The 16,354-nt window shown below is 65.0% G+C and carries 18 protein-coding genes; 11 read left to right on the forward strand and 7 right to left on the reverse strand.

Annotation, left to right across the window (positions count from 1 at the left end; genetic code table 11):
* Positions 1-37 precede the first annotated feature (37 nt).
* The 7 genes from IBX18_RS15575 (at position 38) to IBX18_RS15605 (ending at position 5,557) form a co-directional block, all read left to right on the forward strand.
* Positions 38-1,093 carry an alpha-hydroxy-acid oxidizing protein gene (locus tag IBX18_RS15575; protein ID WP_194834890.1) on the forward strand — a complete coding sequence of 352 codons (1,056 nt, stop codon included), beginning with the start codon at positions 38-40 and terminating at the stop codon, positions 1,091-1,093.
* Positions 1,094-1,209: 116 nt separating this feature from the next.
* A complete protein-coding gene (locus IBX18_RS15580; protein WP_194834390.1) occupies positions 1,210-2,328 on the forward strand; it encodes a Fic family protein in 1,119 nt (372 codons plus the stop codon).
* A gap of 283 nt (positions 2,329-2,611) precedes the next feature.
* Positions 2,612-3,016, forward strand: a complete 405-nt coding sequence (locus tag IBX18_RS15585) for a hypothetical protein (protein WP_194834391.1) — start codon at positions 2,612-2,614, stop codon at positions 3,014-3,016.
* Between the two features lie 128 nt (positions 3,017-3,144).
* Positions 3,145-3,477, forward strand: coding sequence for a PadR family transcriptional regulator (locus IBX18_RS15590; protein ID WP_107658767.1), 333 nt, complete (start codon positions 3,145-3,147; stop codon positions 3,475-3,477).
* A gap of 29 nt (positions 3,478-3,506) precedes the next feature.
* Positions 3,507-3,848, forward strand: coding sequence for a DUF1048 domain-containing protein (locus tag IBX18_RS15595; RefSeq protein ID WP_306796271.1), 342 nt, complete (start codon positions 3,507-3,509; stop codon positions 3,846-3,848).
* Positions 3,849-3,857: 9 nt separating this feature from the next.
* Positions 3,858-4,178 carry a MerR family transcriptional regulator gene (locus IBX18_RS15600; RefSeq protein WP_228541234.1) on the forward strand — a complete coding sequence of 107 codons (321 nt, stop codon included), beginning with the start codon at positions 3,858-3,860 and terminating at the stop codon, positions 4,176-4,178.
* 104 nt (positions 4,179-4,282) lie between these two features.
* Positions 4,283-5,557 (forward strand): serine hydrolase, encoded by a 1,275-nt coding sequence (locus IBX18_RS15605; RefSeq protein ID WP_194834393.1) that lies wholly within the window; start codon positions 4,283-4,285, stop codon positions 5,555-5,557.
* A gap of 60 nt (positions 5,558-5,617) precedes the next feature.
* Here the strand turns inward: IBX18_RS15605 and IBX18_RS15610 are convergent, their stop codons facing one another.
* The 3 genes from IBX18_RS15610 to IBX18_RS15620 form a co-directional block, all read right to left on the reverse strand.
* Positions 5,618-7,231 carry an ABC transporter substrate-binding protein gene (locus IBX18_RS15610; RefSeq protein ID WP_194834394.1) on the reverse strand — a complete coding sequence of 538 codons (1,614 nt, stop codon included), beginning with the start codon at positions 7,229-7,231 and terminating at the stop codon, positions 5,618-5,620.
* Between the two features lie 164 nt (positions 7,232-7,395).
* Positions 7,396-7,758, reverse strand: coding sequence for an RDD family protein (locus IBX18_RS15615; protein WP_194834395.1), 363 nt, complete (start codon positions 7,756-7,758; stop codon positions 7,396-7,398).
* Between the two features lie 201 nt (positions 7,759-7,959).
* Positions 7,960-8,844, reverse strand: coding sequence for a hypothetical protein (locus IBX18_RS15620; protein WP_194834396.1), 885 nt, complete (start codon positions 8,842-8,844; stop codon positions 7,960-7,962).
* Between the two features lie 253 nt (positions 8,845-9,097).
* Here IBX18_RS15620 and IBX18_RS15625 point away from each other — a divergent pair, with 253 nt between their 5' ends.
* A complete protein-coding gene (locus tag IBX18_RS15625) occupies positions 9,098-10,159 on the forward strand; it encodes a DUF4236 domain-containing protein (protein WP_194834397.1) in 1,062 nt (353 codons plus the stop codon).
* 403 nt (positions 10,160-10,562) lie between these two features.
* On the opposite strand, the gene IBX18_RS15630 is transcribed toward IBX18_RS15625, so the two are convergent.
* Positions 10,563-10,931 carry a hypothetical protein gene (locus IBX18_RS15630; RefSeq protein WP_194834398.1) on the reverse strand — a complete coding sequence of 123 codons (369 nt, stop codon included), beginning with the start codon at positions 10,929-10,931 and terminating at the stop codon, positions 10,563-10,565.
* A gap of 394 nt (positions 10,932-11,325) precedes the next feature.
* On the opposite strand from IBX18_RS15630, the gene IBX18_RS15635 reads away from it, so the two are divergent.
* Both IBX18_RS15635 and IBX18_RS15640 read left to right on the forward strand, forming a co-directional pair.
* The gene (locus IBX18_RS15635) at positions 11,326-11,766 is read left to right on the forward strand and encodes a hypothetical protein (RefSeq protein WP_194834399.1); all 441 of its coding nucleotides are present in this window, start codon (positions 11,326-11,328) and stop codon (positions 11,764-11,766) included.
* 305 nt (positions 11,767-12,071) lie between these two features.
* A complete protein-coding gene (locus IBX18_RS15640; RefSeq protein ID WP_194834400.1) occupies positions 12,072-12,455 on the forward strand; it encodes a hypothetical protein in 384 nt (127 codons plus the stop codon).
* A gap of 4 nt (positions 12,456-12,459) precedes the next feature.
* Here IBX18_RS15640 and IBX18_RS15645 read toward each other — a convergent pair whose 3' ends face one another.
* The gene (locus tag IBX18_RS15645; protein ID WP_306796272.1) at positions 12,460-13,017 is read right to left on the reverse strand and encodes a helix-turn-helix domain-containing protein; all 558 of its coding nucleotides are present in this window, start codon (positions 13,015-13,017) and stop codon (positions 12,460-12,462) included.
* A 162-nt stretch (positions 13,018-13,179) separates the two neighbouring features.
* Here IBX18_RS15645 and IBX18_RS15650 point away from each other — a divergent pair, with 162 nt between their 5' ends.
* Positions 13,180-14,115, forward strand: a complete 936-nt coding sequence (locus IBX18_RS15650; RefSeq protein ID WP_194834401.1) for an alpha/beta fold hydrolase — start codon at positions 13,180-13,182, stop codon at positions 14,113-14,115.
* A gap of 54 nt (positions 14,116-14,169) precedes the next feature.
* Here the strand turns inward: IBX18_RS15650 and IBX18_RS15655 are convergent, their stop codons facing one another.
* Positions 14,170-15,330 carry an MFS transporter gene (locus IBX18_RS15655; protein WP_194834402.1) on the reverse strand — a complete coding sequence of 387 codons (1,161 nt, stop codon included), beginning with the start codon at positions 15,328-15,330 and terminating at the stop codon, positions 14,170-14,172.
* Positions 15,331-15,383: 53 nt separating this feature from the next.
* A complete protein-coding gene (locus tag IBX18_RS15660; RefSeq protein ID WP_194834403.1) occupies positions 15,384-16,352 on the reverse strand; it encodes a diiron oxygenase in 969 nt (322 codons plus the stop codon).
* Positions 16,353-16,354 lie beyond the last annotated feature (2 nt).

The following is a 16,354-nucleotide window of genomic DNA, read 5'->3' on the forward strand; positions in this document are numbered from 1 at the left end:
GGATTACACCCAACTCGAAGAAGAAGCGCGGACAACGATGGCGGCCGATCTCTGGTCTTACGTTTCGCACGGCTCAGGTGATGAATCCACCCAAGCCAACAACGTGGCCGCGTTCCAGCGAATCGGTGTGCTGCCTCGGATGCTGCGCGCGAGCGAACACCGTGAGCTGTCGGTCGAGTTGTGCGGCATGAGCCTGCCGACCCCGCTGTTCCTGGCCCCGGTCGGTGTGATCGGTTTGTGCGATCCACAGGGACACGGCGAAGTCGCGACCGCTCAGGCCGCGGCCCGCACCGGAGTACCGATGATGGCGTCCACCATGGCCGTCGACCCGCTCGAAACCGTCGCCTCGCATTTCGGCGACACCCCCGGCATATTCCAGCTCTACACCCCGACCGATCGCGACCTGGCGCAAAGCCTGGTGCACCGCGCCGAGAACGCCGGTTTCCGAGCACTGGTGGTGACCCTGGACTGCTGGCACACCGGTTGGCGCCCGCGTGACCCGTTGCTGACCGACTCGCCCCGGTTGCGCAGCGACTGCCTCGCGAACTACCTCACCGATCCGGTGTTCCAGCGGCTGCTGCCGACCGCACCCGACGACAATCCCTCGGTCGCCTTGGACACCTGGAACACGATCTTCGGCAACCGTCTCACCTGGGACGACCTACCCTGGCTGCGCTCACTGACCGAGCTGCCGTTGATCCTCAAAGGCATCGGCCACCCCGAAGACGTCCGGCGCGCCAAGGATGGGGGAGCCGACGCCATCTACTGCTCCAATCACGGTGGCAGACAAGCCAATGGCGGCCTCGCGGCGATCGATCTACTGCCCTCCGTCGTCGCGGCCGCCGACGGGCTGCCCGTCCTGTTCGACTCCGGCATCCGATCCGGCGCCGACATCGTCAAGGCCCTCGCCCTCGGCGCGACCGCCGTCGGCATCGGCCACCCCTACATCTACGGCCTCGCCTGCGGCGGCACCGACGGCATCGTCAACGTCCTGAACGCACTCCTCCAGGAAACCGACCTGCTCATGGGCCTCGACGGTTACCCGACCATCGCCGACCTCACCCCCGAGGTGATCCTGCCTACCGGGCGATGAACGGGCTGGAAGTCTTCCGAGGTAGCGGAGCAGCTGGGGTGCGACCGTCGGCGGTGCGGTGAATAGCGCATCTATTCACCGCAGATTATGCGGTGAATAGGGCGTATGATCGACGCATGCCGGACGGAAAACGCACCTATATCTGGGAGGACCCGGACTGGCCCGGCTTTCGGTACGACGCTGAGCGGCTGGCCGGCCCGCTGTTCGACGTCGCGCAGCAGCAAGGGCGTCTGCTCGGCAGGCTCGCCGACACCGAAGATGCGGTGCGTGAGCAGGCCGGTCTCGCGGCCCTCACTGCGGATGTGGTCAAGACCAGTGAAATCGAGGGGGAACTGCTCGATGTCGCATCGGTTCGTTCATCGATCGCACGTCACCTCGGTGTGGATATCGGCGCTCTCGTTCCCACGGACCGCCACGTCGACGGGGTGGTTCAGATGGTGCTCGACGCCACGGTCCATCACGATCAGCCGATGACCGCCGACCGGCTCTTCGGCTGGCATGCGGGACTCTTTCCCACCGGGCATTCCGGCATCTCGCGCGTGCGTGTCGGAGGGTGGCGTACCGATGCCACCGGCCCGATGGAGGTGGTTTCCGGAAGTTACGGCAGGCAGCGCGTGCATTTCGAAGCGCCGCCTGCCGCGCTGCTCGACGCCGAGATGCAGCGGTTCCTGGACTGGTTCAATCGCGATGCGACCGAGCCGCCGATCGTGAAGGCTGGTCTGGCGCATCTGTGGTTTGTGACCGTGCACCCTTTCGATGACGGGAACGGGCGCATCGCCCGCGCGCTCGGTGACTTGTGGTTGGCACGCGCCGACCGCAGTTCGCTTCGCTTCTACAGCCTTTCGGCTCAGATCCAGCGAGACCGCAACGCCTACTACGCAATTCTGGAACGCACCCAGAAGGGCACCCTCGATGTGACCGAATGGCTGTTGTGGTTCCTCGCCGCGCTGCATCGCGCGATAACCCACGCCGATGACACCGTCGACACAGTCCTGGCAAAGACCCGATTCTGGCGGCAGTGGGCAGCGACTCTCATGAACACCCGCCAGATCGCCATGCTCAACCGCCTGCTGGACGGATTCCAGGGCAAACTCACCACCCGCAAATGGTCGATCATCACGAAGTCCTCGCAAGACTCCGCACTCCGTGACATCAACGAGCTTGTCGACCTCGGCGTTCTGCAGCGCTCGAACTCCGGCGGCCGAAGCACCTCCTACGAGCTCGTCCGGCCCTGACCCGGCGGCCGTCTCGTCCACCTGGAGTGCCGCGAACCAGCGCGGCCCTCAGTCTCCGCTGAATCCTCGGCGAATGCGACGCCTACGGCGGCGGTGTCCGGCGAATCTACGCGATGGTCGACGACGTGGGGCGCACCTGACCGATCGCCGTGTCAGTGGGGGTGTCAGGTGGATGTCAGGGCCGTGTCAGTTGGGGCGGCGACAGTGTGTACATCGAACACAGCGACCGGGACCGACAAGGGGTTTCGGTCGGTGCCACAACGGATTTCGAGGAGTACACGACATGTCGAACATCATCACCCTGACCGATCAGGACAAGGCCACTGTGCGGACTGCTGCTTATGGGGCGGTGGCGTTGCTGGCGGCTGCCGGTGCGCCGCATAAGGGCAATGCGCAGGCTTCTATTGCGTTGACCTCGGCGACGGGGCTGGTCGGGCATGTGCTTTCGGCTAAGTCGAAAGACATTCACCTGCCGGGTAAGTCGGTTGCCGAGCTGGCTGATCAGGTGCTGCCTGCGCTGACCGCGGCGATGAGCCTGCTCGGTGATCAGTATCCGGGGGAGGCAGACAACTTCCGTGGCACCGTGCTGGTTGCCGTCGAAGCCGTTCTCGGGTCCGGTAAGGGCGAGCCCAGTCCCGCTGTGGTTGCTATGGCTCGCAAGATCACCGCGGCCCTCGACGCCGCCTGACCGCTGCCTAGCTGTGCAACAGCGGCACCGCCGGACGGTCAGCGAACCTCCGAGGAGACCTTGCCACACCACTATTCAGTGTTACTATCTACTGGTAGCTAGTAACACTGAATAGTGGGAGGTGATCCGTGGGCAAGCAGATGACCGAGATGCTCAAGGGCACGTTGGAGGGCATCGTCCTGGCGATTTTGTCGGTGCGGGCCGCGTACGGCTACGAGATCACGGCATGGCTGCGGGAACAGGGGTTCGCCGATATCGCCGAAGGCACCATCTATGCCCTGCTCGTCAGGATCGAAAAAAAGGGCCTGGTGGACGTGGAAAAGGTCGCATCGGAGAAGGGGCCGCCACGCAAGGTGTATTCCCTCAACACCCAGGGGCGCGAATACCTGGACGAGTTCCGCAGGACCTGGGATTTTCTCGCACAACGGCTCGAACAGCTTCAGGTAGAAGGGGGCAGATGACCATGGTCGTCTCCAAGCTCATCGCAAAAGTGGTCGGCGACATCGGCGAAAAACGGCGATGGTGGCAGTACAAGGCACGCAAGGAGCAACTTCCCGCGGGCTATCGCACAGCCGTCGATGCGCTCGAGCGATACCTGATGCATTTCGGTGTGGGAGGCGGGGTTTCGATGCTCGAGGACCTTGCCGATCTGTTCGAGCAGAGCGCGGCGGATCGAGTCCCGGTCCGCGATGTCGTGGGGGAGGACCCAGTCGAGTTCATCGAGACGTTCGCGCGGAACTACGAGGAGTATTCGTGGCGAAAGCGGGAACGGGCACGGCTGATCAGTGCCATCGAGCGCGCTGCGGATGAAGGCACCGGAAAAGGAAGCTAGGGCCGTTCGATGACGACACGGCAGGCCGCGGCTGTCCACGTCGACAGTCAGCAGAAGCCCAGAAAGACGCCGAATATGCGGGAAGGCTTCACGATCGACCAAGCGGCGGCATTCGCCGGCGTCACGATTATGACAGTGCAGGACTATCACCAGCGCCGGCTGGTCGACGAACCGGCATGTGACATCTCCGGACTTCGTCGGTACCGATCCGCCGAACTACTACGGCTCGTGCAGGTCCGAACGCTGGCCGGGGCGGGCGTACCTCTTGCCGAAATCGGCGATCTCCTCGATTACCTTTCCGGCATCGAGCGCGTGCTCGAATCTCGGTAGGTCTGCCCGGCACATCACCGGGGTGCGCAATCATGTTGTGCCCCAGCCTTATACGGCCCAAACAGCTCCAGCATTCTTCAGATCTCTAGAAATGGATTTCAGCAATGGTAGGCACGACGAACAGAACATCAGGGCAAGGAAACTCTGCCCGCGAGAACGGTGTCGAGGACGGCTGGGGAAAGGTCGCCGACGCGTTCCGGGCGACCTTCGACGCAAACCCGGGCGAGGCGGGCGCGGCATGCTGCGTCTATGTGAACGGCCGCCGCGTCGTCGACCTGTGGGACGGCCTCGCCGATCGGCAGGCGAACCGACCGTGGGACGAGAACACCATCGTCCAGGTCGCATCGACCACGAAGGGCGCCACCGCGATCTGTGCCCACATGCTGGCGGCGCGCGGTGAACTCGACCTGGACGCGCCGGTAGTCCAGTACTGGCCGGAGTTCGGCAACGCGGGCAAGGAGCGGATTCCGGTGCGCTGGTTGCTGTCTCACCAAGCCGGGCTGCCGGTTGTCGACGGCCCGTTGACGTTCGAGCAGGCCTGCGAATGGGATCCGGTCATCCGGGCCCTCGAGGCGCAGCCGCCGCTGTGGCAGCCGGGCACCGAACACGTCTACCACGGCGTCACTTTCGGGTTCCTGGTCGGGGAAGTCGTGCGCCGGATCTCCGGCAAGTCGCTCGGCACGTTCTTCGCCGACGAGGTCGCAGGCCCGCTCGGACTGCGCGCCTGGATCGGGCTGCCCGAGGAACAAGAGCAGCACGTGGCCCAGATCGAGTACGCCGCTCCGTTCAGTCTGGAGGAGCTGCTCGACGGGATGGCCGAGGCTTCCGGGCTCGACAAGGACACGGTCACCGCATGGGTCAATTCCGCATGGGGTCCGGACTCGGTGCAGATGCGCGCCGGTTCGCTCGGCGGCGCGTTGGACAACGCGGCCGACCCCGCGTCCGCGTACTACACCACGCGGGCCTGGCGAGCGGCGGAGTTCCCGGCGGCCAACGGAATTGCGGACGCGCACTCGGTGGCCCGGATGTATGCCGCCACGGTCAGCGATGTCGACGGCGTGCGGTTGCTCGATCCGGCAACCGTCGAACGGGCGACGGCGGTGCAAACCGACAAGTCGCGGATGCACGGACTGCCGCCGGAGTTGAACATCCCGGCGGACCGCTCGTTCAACATGTCGCTGGGGTTCTGGCGCGATTGCCCACCCATGCCGATGGCCGGACCGGGGTCGTTCGGCCACCCCGGTTCCGGCGGATCGATCGGCTTCGCGGTCCCCGATGCCGGTGTCGGCTTCGGCTACGTCACCAATCTCTGGAACTTCCGACCCGACGACCCGCGGGCCTCGAGCCTGGCCGAGGCCGTCCGATCCTGCCTCGGCTGAGATCGGCCATTCAGGTGGGGTCGCATTTGCGGCCCCACCTGACGTACTCCCAACCGATGACTACTTTTCGACACTCTCGTAAGCGAAAAGGCCGTTCCAGGTCAGCTTCGCCTGCCGCACCTTGTCCGAATGTCCGGCGTTGTTGTTGTCGTTGAACACCGGAACGTCGGGCATGTCCTGGAACAGGATGGCCTGCGCCTTGGCGATGTGTGCGTAGGACTCCTCCGGTGTGGGTGCGGCCAGCGCGGCGGTGATGTGCTTGTCGAATTCAGGATTGACGTAGCCGATGTCGTTGCTTGCCGAATCGGAGACATACTGCGGAATAAGGAAGTTCAGCATCGTCGGGTAGTCGCCCTGCCAGGCGTTACGGAACGCGGTGCGGATGGACTTGCTGGTGATCGCGTCGCGCAACGGCTTGAACGTCGGATACGGTGCGCCGATCGCCTCCACGCCGAGGGTGTTCTTGACGCTGTTGGCGACCGCTTCGATCCAGGCCTGGTGGCCGCCGTCGGAGTTGTAGGCGATCTCGAGGCGACCGGTCCACGGCGCGATCGCGTCGGCCTGGGCCCACAGTTTCTTGGCCTCGTCCGGGTTGTACGACAGCAGTTCCACTCCGGGAAGATTGTCTTGATAACCGGGCAGGCTGGCGGAGGTGAAGTCGCGCGCCGGGACCTTGGTGCCGTGCCAGATGGACTCGGAGATCTGCGGCCGGTTGATGGCCAGCGAGATCGCCTTGCGGCGCAGCACGCCTTCCGCGCCGGCGAAATGCGGCACGGTCGGCTGGAATCCGATGTGCTCGTAGCGCGCGGTCTTCTTCTGGATGGCGCGGTCACCGAGATCGTTCTTGAAGCTGGTCAGCGCGTTGTCGGGGATGGTGTCGAGCAGGTCGAGGTTGCCGGCCAGCAGATCGGCGTAGGCGGTGTCGAAGGACTGGTACATCACGAACCGCAGCCCTTTGTTCTTCGCCGGACGCTTGCCGCGGTAATCCGGATTCGGCACCAGATCGATCTGCACGTTGTGCTGCCAGGCATCCGGACCGGCGAACTTGTACGGGCCGTTGCCGATCGGGCGCTCGCCGAACGCCTTCATGTCCTGGTAGGCGACCGCGGGCAGCGGACGGAACGGCGTGAATCCCAGGGAAAGTTCGAAATCGATCGACGGGCGGGTGAGATCGACCGTGAAGGTGCGATCGTCGATCACCTTCAGCCCCGCCATCGTCTGCGCCTTGGGCGGCGCCGCCGATACCTCGTCGTAGCCGACGATCGAGGCGAAGATCCAGCTCTGCAACTGGGCATTGGTGCTCAGCGCACCGTAGTTCCAGGCGTCGACGAACGACTTCGCTGTCACGGGCGAGCCGTCGGTGAACTTCCAGTCCGGCGCGAGGGTGATCCGATAGTGCTGCCGGTCGGTCGACTCGATCGACTGCGCCACCTCGTTGTGCGCCACGCCGTCGGTGTCGTAGTACTTCAGGCCGGCGAACAAGCGGTCGACCACGCGGCCGCCCTGGTTCTCATTGGTATTGGTCGGAACGAGCGGATGTTGCGGCTCACCGCCGTTCACGGTGACCACGCCCTCCGCCGCATCACCTCCATCGGAGGAACAGGCCGTCAAGCCCAGCCCGGTCGTCAAGACGACAGCCGCCAGTAACGCAGTCCATCTGGTGGATCTCAACACACTCTCCGTCCTCGAGTGGCCGAATCGAACGCGGCCCCCGTAATAAAGTCGGACAGTAGCTATTTCGTGCGTCGTTGTCCTCGAAATCCGCACCCGGGGCTGGAGTGAAGGTTTAGTTCATGTCGGCCTGCGGCCACCGCAGCCGCGATTGTCCAGGCCGGCCATCATTGCGGCACCGCTACCCTCTCGTCGCGTCGGCGTACGGTGCGCAGACCACATGCCTGCCCAACGCTCGCGCCTTCGAGGACGAACTGAAAAACGATGACCACGAAGCCGAACAGCCACCGCCCCAGCGTCTGCCAGAAGCGCGGGCGGCGGCCGTCCTTCCAGCGCAGCACGCGCATGCCGAACAGCAGTTTGGCGACACTGCCGCGAAACAGCAGCGTGCCGAAGACATGGTTGACGAATGACGCTGCGAGCACACAGGGGATGAACGTGGCCAGAAACGCGGCGACACCATCGGTAGCGTGAAAAACCTTCTGTGCCAACGCGATACCGATGAGGAGGGCTAGGAAGCCGTCGGTCATCGCCGCCAGTGCCAGCCGGTTGTCACTTGCCTGCCCCGGCGGCCATCCGTGCGGTCGCTGGGCGGCTCGTGCGGGGGACACGGCGGGATCGGTATACGGTGCGCTCATTCGACACATTGTGCCGGTGTCCGGCGGCCCGTTCCCAGCAGTGAAAACCAGTGGCTGGACAGATTATCGCTGCACGTCGGTTTGCCGGGGCGCTCAGAATTCCTTGAGGTAGATCTTGCCGTCGGTGCCGATGTGCAGCAGGTCCAACCGACCGCGGCCGCGACTGCCGACTGCCACCGCGTGATCGGTGACTCCGCCCATGTCCTCCCAGCCGTTCCAGCCCCCCTCGTCCGTGTCCAACCATGCGTGATAGATCGACGCGTCCGTGCCTCGGTGGAACAGGTCGATGCGGCCCGGACCCCAGGAGCATGCCGCGAGACCGTGCTCGGTGACGCCGCCGATCGCGTACCAACCGGACCAGTCGACGCCGGCGTTCTCGGTCCACTGGTGGTGGATTCCGTTGTCCCGGCCGACGGCGAAAACGTCGATCCGATCGGGGCCCCAGGTGGTCGCCGCCGGGGTGCGGAATCCGTTGTCGGGTGCGTCGTACCATTCGCCGCCGAGGGTTTCCCAGCCCATGAATCCGTGGTTGTCGTCGTAGTACATGTGCAGCATTTCGAACGGCGGACCGGTGGCCGACAGCGCGAAAATGTCCATCCGCCAACGGCTCCGGCACACCGCGGGGCCCGCGCCGATGCCTGCGGGCAGTGGGAACACCGGCCCGAGATCTTCCCATCGGGTCCACGACTGCGGCCTGGTGCACGAGCGGTGCCGCAGCGAGAATCCGGCATTGACGAACAGATCGCGCCGATCGGTGATGCAGGCCAAGGCAGGCACTCCGGACAGGCTCGTGCCGGCGGGTTGGCCGATGTTCTCGTTCGACGCCCAGTAGCTGTTGCCGAGGTAGACCGCCTCGTGCAAGTCGTCGTTCTTGTCCCGGATTATGACGCGGAGTACGTCCTCATCGCCGGCTGCGGTGATCTCCCTGGGCTGCATGTGCCACGCGACGCTGGTCTCTTGCCATTCTGACCATCCCATGGTCGATCTTCCTTCGCTGACGGCGACGACGTCGCCGGGGATTCTGCTGCAATATTAGTCAGCTTATCTGACTAATATTGTCAGTTCTTCGTACTGAAGTCAAGAAGTGGAGAACGCCGAACGCATCCCCGACGTCAGCGGGCGGCCGCCTGTGCCTGGTGCAGCTGACCGCTCGCGGGCGCAGCGGATTCAGCTCTTTGCGAGCCGCGGCGGCATAGAATCTGGACAACGCGCTACGGGATCGGGGGTACCGGTGGGGTTCTATTCGCGCAAGTCGGTGAATGCGGGTCCGTTTCGGGTCAACGTCTCCAAGTCCGGCGTCGGTGCGAGCGTTGGTGTTCGGGGGTTCCGGGTCGGCAGTGGGCCGCGGGGGACCTACGTGCATGTCAGTGCGCAGGGTCTCCACTACCGGCGGATGCTGTCGTCGCTGCCTCGTGCGCAAGCTGAGGTGACGCCTGCGCAAGCGACGCAACTCCGCGGGATGGGCGCGGCGGACGAAACCGGTTTCGACGCAACTCAATTGGTGCCGACGGGCCCTGGCGCACTGCTCGACCAGTTGAGCGCCGCGAGTCGCTACAACGCTCTATTGCCTTGGGGCGCAATTGCCCTGATTCTGACTGCTGGCGTCGCCGCAACATCGAAACTGCTGTGGATGCCGATCACTGTGCTCGCTGCCGGCATCCCCGGCTTGGTGTGGTTGTGGTGGTGGGACCGCCGTAAGCGGACGGTCACCGTGGCGTATGAGGTGACCGGCCCCATCGCGGACTGGTTCAACGAACTCACCGATGGCTACCGCTCTGTCGTCGCGCTCGGCGGAGCGTGGCGCGTCGAGGCATCTGTCTCTGTCGCAGGCACTTACGGTTACAAGGTCAGCGGTGGCGCCGAGACGCAGATCAGCCGCAAGGCGGTGACGCGCAGCCTGAAACCGCCACGCATCCTCGCCACGAATATCGCAGCACCGACGATCTCCCACGACCGCCAAGCACTCCTGTTCCTGCCCGACCGAATCCTCGTCCGTTCCGCAGACAGCTGGAGCGACGTCGACTATCGGCATCTGCACGTGGAGTGCCACCGAAAGTGGGTGATCGAACCCGAACCTCCACCCCGCGACGGGATTCAGGTCGATACAACGTGGCAGTTCGTCAACGTACGCGGCGGCCCCGATCGTCGATACCGCCACAACCCGCTCCTGCCGATCATGGAGTACGGGCACCTGACGTTGACCAGTCCACACGGTTTGCACTGGATCATCGATTGCTCGCGTCCCGAGGTGGCAGAGTGGTTCGCCGCCGTGCTCGCTCGCCGACCCTGCTGATACGGCCTGGAGCGACTGCATCGCCGCGTTGAATGCCGGTGTCTGACAACGAGTTCAGGGACTGTCTGCGCCTGTTCGGTGACGGATTACGACTGCTTCGCTTTGCGGGGTGAGGACATTTCGGAGACCACAATCATGGTCGCGACCGGATTGTCACGAATAACGTCCAGCATTTCCGTCTCCACCTGTTTGATGCATGTATTCGGCAGCTCGGCAATCATGGTGCCGCGGGCGGCATTTCGGGTCCGTCCTGCGCGGAATCAAACGTAAAGCCCGAGACGTTCCGGCCGCGTCCTCCTATCGGAGGACTACTCCATCGACATCCGGATGACATTCGCGCCATGCGAAAAGGCTCATGCACGATGCGCATGAGCCTTCGAAACGGGTGGAGTGCACTAACCGGTCATCGACCCGCGGAACCTGTCGGCGGAGCGTCCGCTTTGGTGACCTCGACATTCCGGTCGAGCATCGTATCTCCGAAACCACCGTTGATGCCGACGGTGATCACCACGTGGTGGCTACCTGGCCGGACATTCTTGATGACGTACGACGGGCCGACAATCCCTTCGCCGCCCGGGCCGAGCACGAAGTCCTGATGGTGCCCGTCGACCTGCACCAGCCCGACCCAGTACTTTTCGTCGGAATTCACCGACACCGTGATCTGCTCGGGGCCGCCGATGGCATTGGCGGTGGTTTCGGCCGCAGCGGTACTCGTCCCAGCCAGCATGAGCGCGGTGGCGAAAAGCGGGGCAGCCAAAAGAGAGTTTCGCATGATTCCTTTCAATGGATTACGTTGCGGACCGGCGCGTCCGAAAAACGCTGTGACGAATCCATCAGCTCGACCGGGGTTGAGTTCGCCGACTAGGCACCGGTGCTGCCGGCGGGTTGGTGACAACGTTAGGAAAGGCGGGACGTCGGAGAAAGTCCCGAGTTGTCCTGCCCCTGATACTCGGGGGATCCATCGATCGTCAGGATCACGCGAATTCTGTTGGCGGAGCTCAACTTCAGGAGCGATTAGGCGGGGCTTAACTTGCCGCCACGAGTCGGTCGTTTCGCTACGCTGACTCGTGAAACAACCCCGATACGCGATGGTGTGCGATCGGGGTGTCCGGCTGAGGTGAGTGGCGCTGCCACGAATGGTGTTATGTGGGAAGGGATATCGACTGATGTGGGCGCGGCGAATGGTGGCGGGGATGGTGTCGGCGGTGATCGGGGCGTTGGTTACCGGGCTGGCGGTGGCTCCGGCGCAGGCGGATCCGTTGCCGCAATTCACGACGATCGGCAGCACGCTCTACTCGTTCGGTGACGCGAAGCTCTGTGCGGGCGCGATCGATATCGCGCTGGAGGCCGCTCCTGGTCGTCCCGGTCATGTGCTGGCGCATGTGACGCCGCGGGGTTATCTGGGTGGGCCGTGCGGCAACCTGGTGAAGCTGGGTTGGGTGGGTTCGGCAGGTCTGCGCACTCAGGATGTCTACGTCCGGACCGGTGCGGCGGAGGGTGATACCGAAACGACTGATTTGTGGGTGGGGATGGGGCCGGCCAAGGTGATGGCGGTCTCCTGGCCGATTCGGGGCACATTCGCGGAGTGGTATCTGCTGGTGCCGTAACGAGCGCTGATCGCGGTGGCTGCGCACTGGCGAAGGTCGCGCAGGCCCGGTTTGATAGGCACTGGGGACAGGGCAGGAAACGCGGGCGACAGTTCTGAGGGAGAATACGGGCGTGAGCTATGCAATCAGGACGAAGTTCAGAGATCAGCTCGGGGTACCGGCGACAGTGGCGCTGACGAGTGCCACGGCATTCGTCGGCTGCTAGCTCGATGTCGGAGCGGGAAGTGCCTGGTCGCGGCTCCTCGCCGGGGCCAGGTGAGAACAGATCCGATGCGGTGGAACGGGTTCACAGGAAGCTGGAAGGTATGAAGACGGGTGAGACCGGTCGCTCCGAAGCGGGAGACGGCGCGTCGAAACTCATTCGGCTGCCGCATCGTCCGCGGCGGATGACGGAGGACGCGGGCGAGCGTCCGCGTAAAACGTGGCGTTCGGAAGGCGGCTCCGTCCACGATCCCGCCCCGACCAGGCCCGTTATGCGTTCAGAATTGCAGCGTGAGACAGGGGCATGGCCGGTCGACCCGGGCGCGACGTGGCACGCTCCGCCGGAGGGTGATCCGGACAAAGCCGAACAGGACGCGAGTGTCATCGATCTCGGCGCGCTGCGGCGGAAACGAGCCGGTGACGATGCCCCGGCCACGAGCACGCGGCGCATGCTCAAGCCGCGCAGAATCGGTCCGGACAAACCGTAGAGCCCTACCGGCAGCCCTCGAGTAGCAGTCGGATGGTGAGGCGGGGGTCGTACTGCGCGTCGACCATTTCCGCGCCGGCGCAGATGTCGCCGATCGCTCGAAGCAGCTGGTAGGCGGTGAATTCCGCAGTGACCTCGCCTGCGTTTCTTGCGGCGGCGAGCAGGTCGTCGAGCACCGGCACGAGGCGATCGAGAAACAGTGCGTGCAGTGCGCTGAAGGTATCGGGGTCGTTCCGCATCGCCGCGGCGAGCCCGTGCTTGGTGACCAGGAAGTCCGCGAAAAGTTCCACCCATTGACGCAGCGCGGCGAACGGTGACGCCGCTGACGCGAGCAGGGTGGGTCCGGCGTCGGCACAGGCGTCGACCTGGTGTCGATAGACCGCGACGACGAGGTCCGCGCGGGTGGGGAAGTGCCGGTAGATCGTGCCCATGCCGACGCCTGCCGCGGCGGCGATCCGGCGTACCGGTACGTCCACCCCGTCGGTGACGAAGACCGATGCCGCTGCCTCGAGCAGAGCCTTCTCATTGCGCCGGGCGTCCGCGCGTTTGGCGGTCGACTCCACACCGCCCTCCTTTCGCAGGGATTCAGGTTCCTCTTGCTAAGCGGAGCACTGTTCCGTATATTCGGAGCAGTGCTCCGAATAACACTTTATCCGGTGCGCCATGCCGTCGGAAGGCGCCGCAGCCCGGCCGCGGCATTCATCGTCGATCGAAGGACCATCCCCATGTCCACACCTGTCACGAGCGCCGTCCCCGCCCTGACCACGCCGATCATCAGCGTCAAGCCGGTCGTCCTGTCCGCACCGCAGCGCGGCGACGACCTCCAGGTGCGCGTGTCGGCGCCCGCCGTCGGCACCGACCTCCCGGTCATCGTCCTCGCGCACGGCTTCGGCGAGTCGATGTCCGGGTACGACCCGCTGGTCGATTTCTGGGCAGGCAACGGGTTCGTCGTCCTCCAGCCCACGTTCCTCGACTCACGCACCCTCGGCCTCACCCCCGCCGACCCGCGGCATTCGGAGATCTGGCGCATCCGGGTCCAGGACGTCGGGCGCGTGCTCGATGAACTCGATCATGTCGTCGCCGTTGTTCCAGGCCTCGGCGATCGCATCGACCGCGAGCGCATCGCGGTCGCCGGACATTCCTGGGGCGGACAGACCGTCGGCATGCTGCTCGGCGCACGCGTTGTCGGCGCGGACGGACAACCCGGCCCCGACCTGACCGACACCCGCGTCAAAGCCGGTGTGCTGCTTGCCACGACCGGCCTCGCCGGTGACGACTTGACGCCGTTCGCCGCGCAGAACTTCCCCTTCATGCACCCCGATTTCGATGCGCTGACCACGCCGGCCCTCGTGATCGCGGGCGACAACGACCAATCCCATCTCTCGACCCGCGGCCCCGACTGGTTCACCGACGTGTACACCTACAGCCCTGGCGCCCAGAGCCTGCTCACCGTGTTCGGTGGCGACCACTCGCTCGGCGGAGTCCACGCCTACAACGCCAAGGACACCACCGACGAAAGCCCCGAGCGCGTCGCGCTGATTCGCACGGCGTCCTGGGCCTACCTCCGCAGTGCCCTCGGCATCGACGACACGGCATGGAAGCAGGTGCAGGCCGACCTCGCGGAGGCCGCCGACCCGATCGGAAAGATCGACAACAAGTAAGACGCCACCGGTGCGGGGTATCGCAAACTTCTGGTGGACTTTCGAAGCCAAGGTTCACGACACGAAACGCGGTGTTCCCGCCCGCGCCCCCGACACGATCTGCACGATGGCCAGCGCCACCAACAACGCCAACACGGCGGTCCACGCGTGAGTAAGGTCGTGCAGCGCGCCGGCCAGCACCGGACCGACCGCGCACAGCGCGAACCCGGCGATCTGGCTCATCGCAGTCAGCTTCGCCGTCGTCTGCGCATCACGCGACCGCAGCAGCGGGAGCGAATACCCGATCGCGGTGCCCGCGCCTAACCCCGCACCGAGCAGAATCATCCACACGATCGCCCCGCCGGTCGGCGAAATCAACAGTCCCACAAAGGAGATGGCCAATACCACACCGGTCGACGTCGCGGCCCAGACCTGCCGTTCGCTCCGATTCACCACAATGGACATGGCCAACGCCGAGGGAACCGCGACCAGATTGGCCACCGAGAGCATGCCGCCCGCCCACGAAGCGTCCATGCCCGCATCCACGAGAATCGTTGGCAGCCAGGCGGACACGGTGTAGAACAGCAACGCGGGCATGGCGAAGAAGATCGTGACCGCCCAGGCCAGCGGCTGCAACCACAAGCTACGCGGCGCACCCTCGGGCGCAGAACCGGCGCCGGAATCGCTGCGGACGCGCAACTGGGGCAACCACACCAACCACGCGACGACAACGGGCACCGCCCACAGACCCAGCGTCGCACGCCAGCCGAGGCCGGTGGCATCCTGTAGCGGCAGCGTGATTCCGGAGGCCGCGGCCGCCCCGGTATACAGGGACATGGTGTAGAGCCCGGTCAGCAGTCCGACATGCCCCGGGTGATCGCGCTTGATCGCGGCCGGAACCAGCACGTTGCCCACGGTGATGGCCAGGCCGATGATCGCGGTCCCCGCGAACAGCGCCACCACGCCGGGCAGCAGCCGAATCCCGAAGCCCGCCAGCAACACCAGCAGCGCGAAGCCGATCGTGCGGTTGAGCCCCAGCTCGCGCCCGATCCGCGGCGTGAGGCCGGAAAAGCCCACCCAGCAGGCGATCGGCACCGCCACCAGCAGACTGGCCACGGTGCTGTTGAATCCCTCCTGCTGCTGCACCTGCGGCATCAGCGTCGCGATCGCCGTGATGGGCGGCCGCAGATTCAGCGCGACCAGCGAGACGCCGACTGCCACCAACCAGATCGGCACCGCCACAGCGGATTTGGCTGCGAGCGCCGTAGTGTCACCGTCTGATTCGGCCCTCACTGTCCCTCGATCGTCACCGTGGACCAGTCGAACGTGAGTTCCTCGAGAATGTCCAGTTCGCTGCAGAACTTGTGCAGCCCACTGAAATTGGACAGCAACCGCTTGGTCGACGTGTCGTGCTCGACGTCGCGCAGCATCTCGTGCCCGCCCTCGACGCCGACCAGATCGACGATGCGATGCCAGGTGGGGAAGTTGTTCGCGGCGAACGCCTCCAGCCCGTCGACCATTGCCTCGCGGAACAGGGCGCGCTGCGCCGGATCGAGCCGGTGGTAGACGGCCTTGGCGATCTCGTCGGCGATCGAGGAGTGGCAGTACTCGTCGCGGTTGTGCATGGTCGCGGTGACCTTGTTGATCGGCTGGATCTCGTCGTCCTCGGCGATCAGGTCGAGGTAGGAGTTGATCGAGATCTCGGCGACCGTGGCGAAGGCGAGTGCGCTGAGATCGCGCTGCCAGCCCTGCTCGCTCCTGGCCATACGCTGGCGGAGCCGAGCGGCCTTGTGCCCGAGCGGTAGTGCCGTCTCGGGCATCCGCCAGCCGCGGCGGCGTCGCATCACCGAACTGGCATTGAGGTGCATGAGGGTGTGGTACTGCTCGTCGAGCATCGCCTGCGTCATGGCGGTGGTGAGCATGTCCATGTCGAGGCCGGTGTCGAAGGTGTCCTCGATGACCAGGGCGAAGGTCGGATTCACCACGTGCTGTTCGGTGTCCATGATGTGTTTGTTGAAGGCCACCCAGCCCCAGCCGAGCATCCGCGCCTTGGTGTCGGTGTCCAGCGCACGGTAGGTCGGATGCTCTCGGAACGGGACGAGACCCTCCGGGTAATCGGGGCGGGCGGGTTCGAACAGCTCATCCAGGTCGGGCTCGGGGCGCTTCACCATCGCGCGCCGATGCCAGTTCCCGGTGAGCCTGCTGATCACCGCGTTCTCGACCGGGTCGTCGGGGTCGTGCTCCGGTAGCGACGGCATGG

It is taken from the genome of Nocardia sp. XZ_19_369, from assembly GCF_015355715.1.
Classification (GTDB): domain Bacteria; phylum Actinomycetota; class Actinomycetes; order Mycobacteriales; family Mycobacteriaceae; genus Nocardia.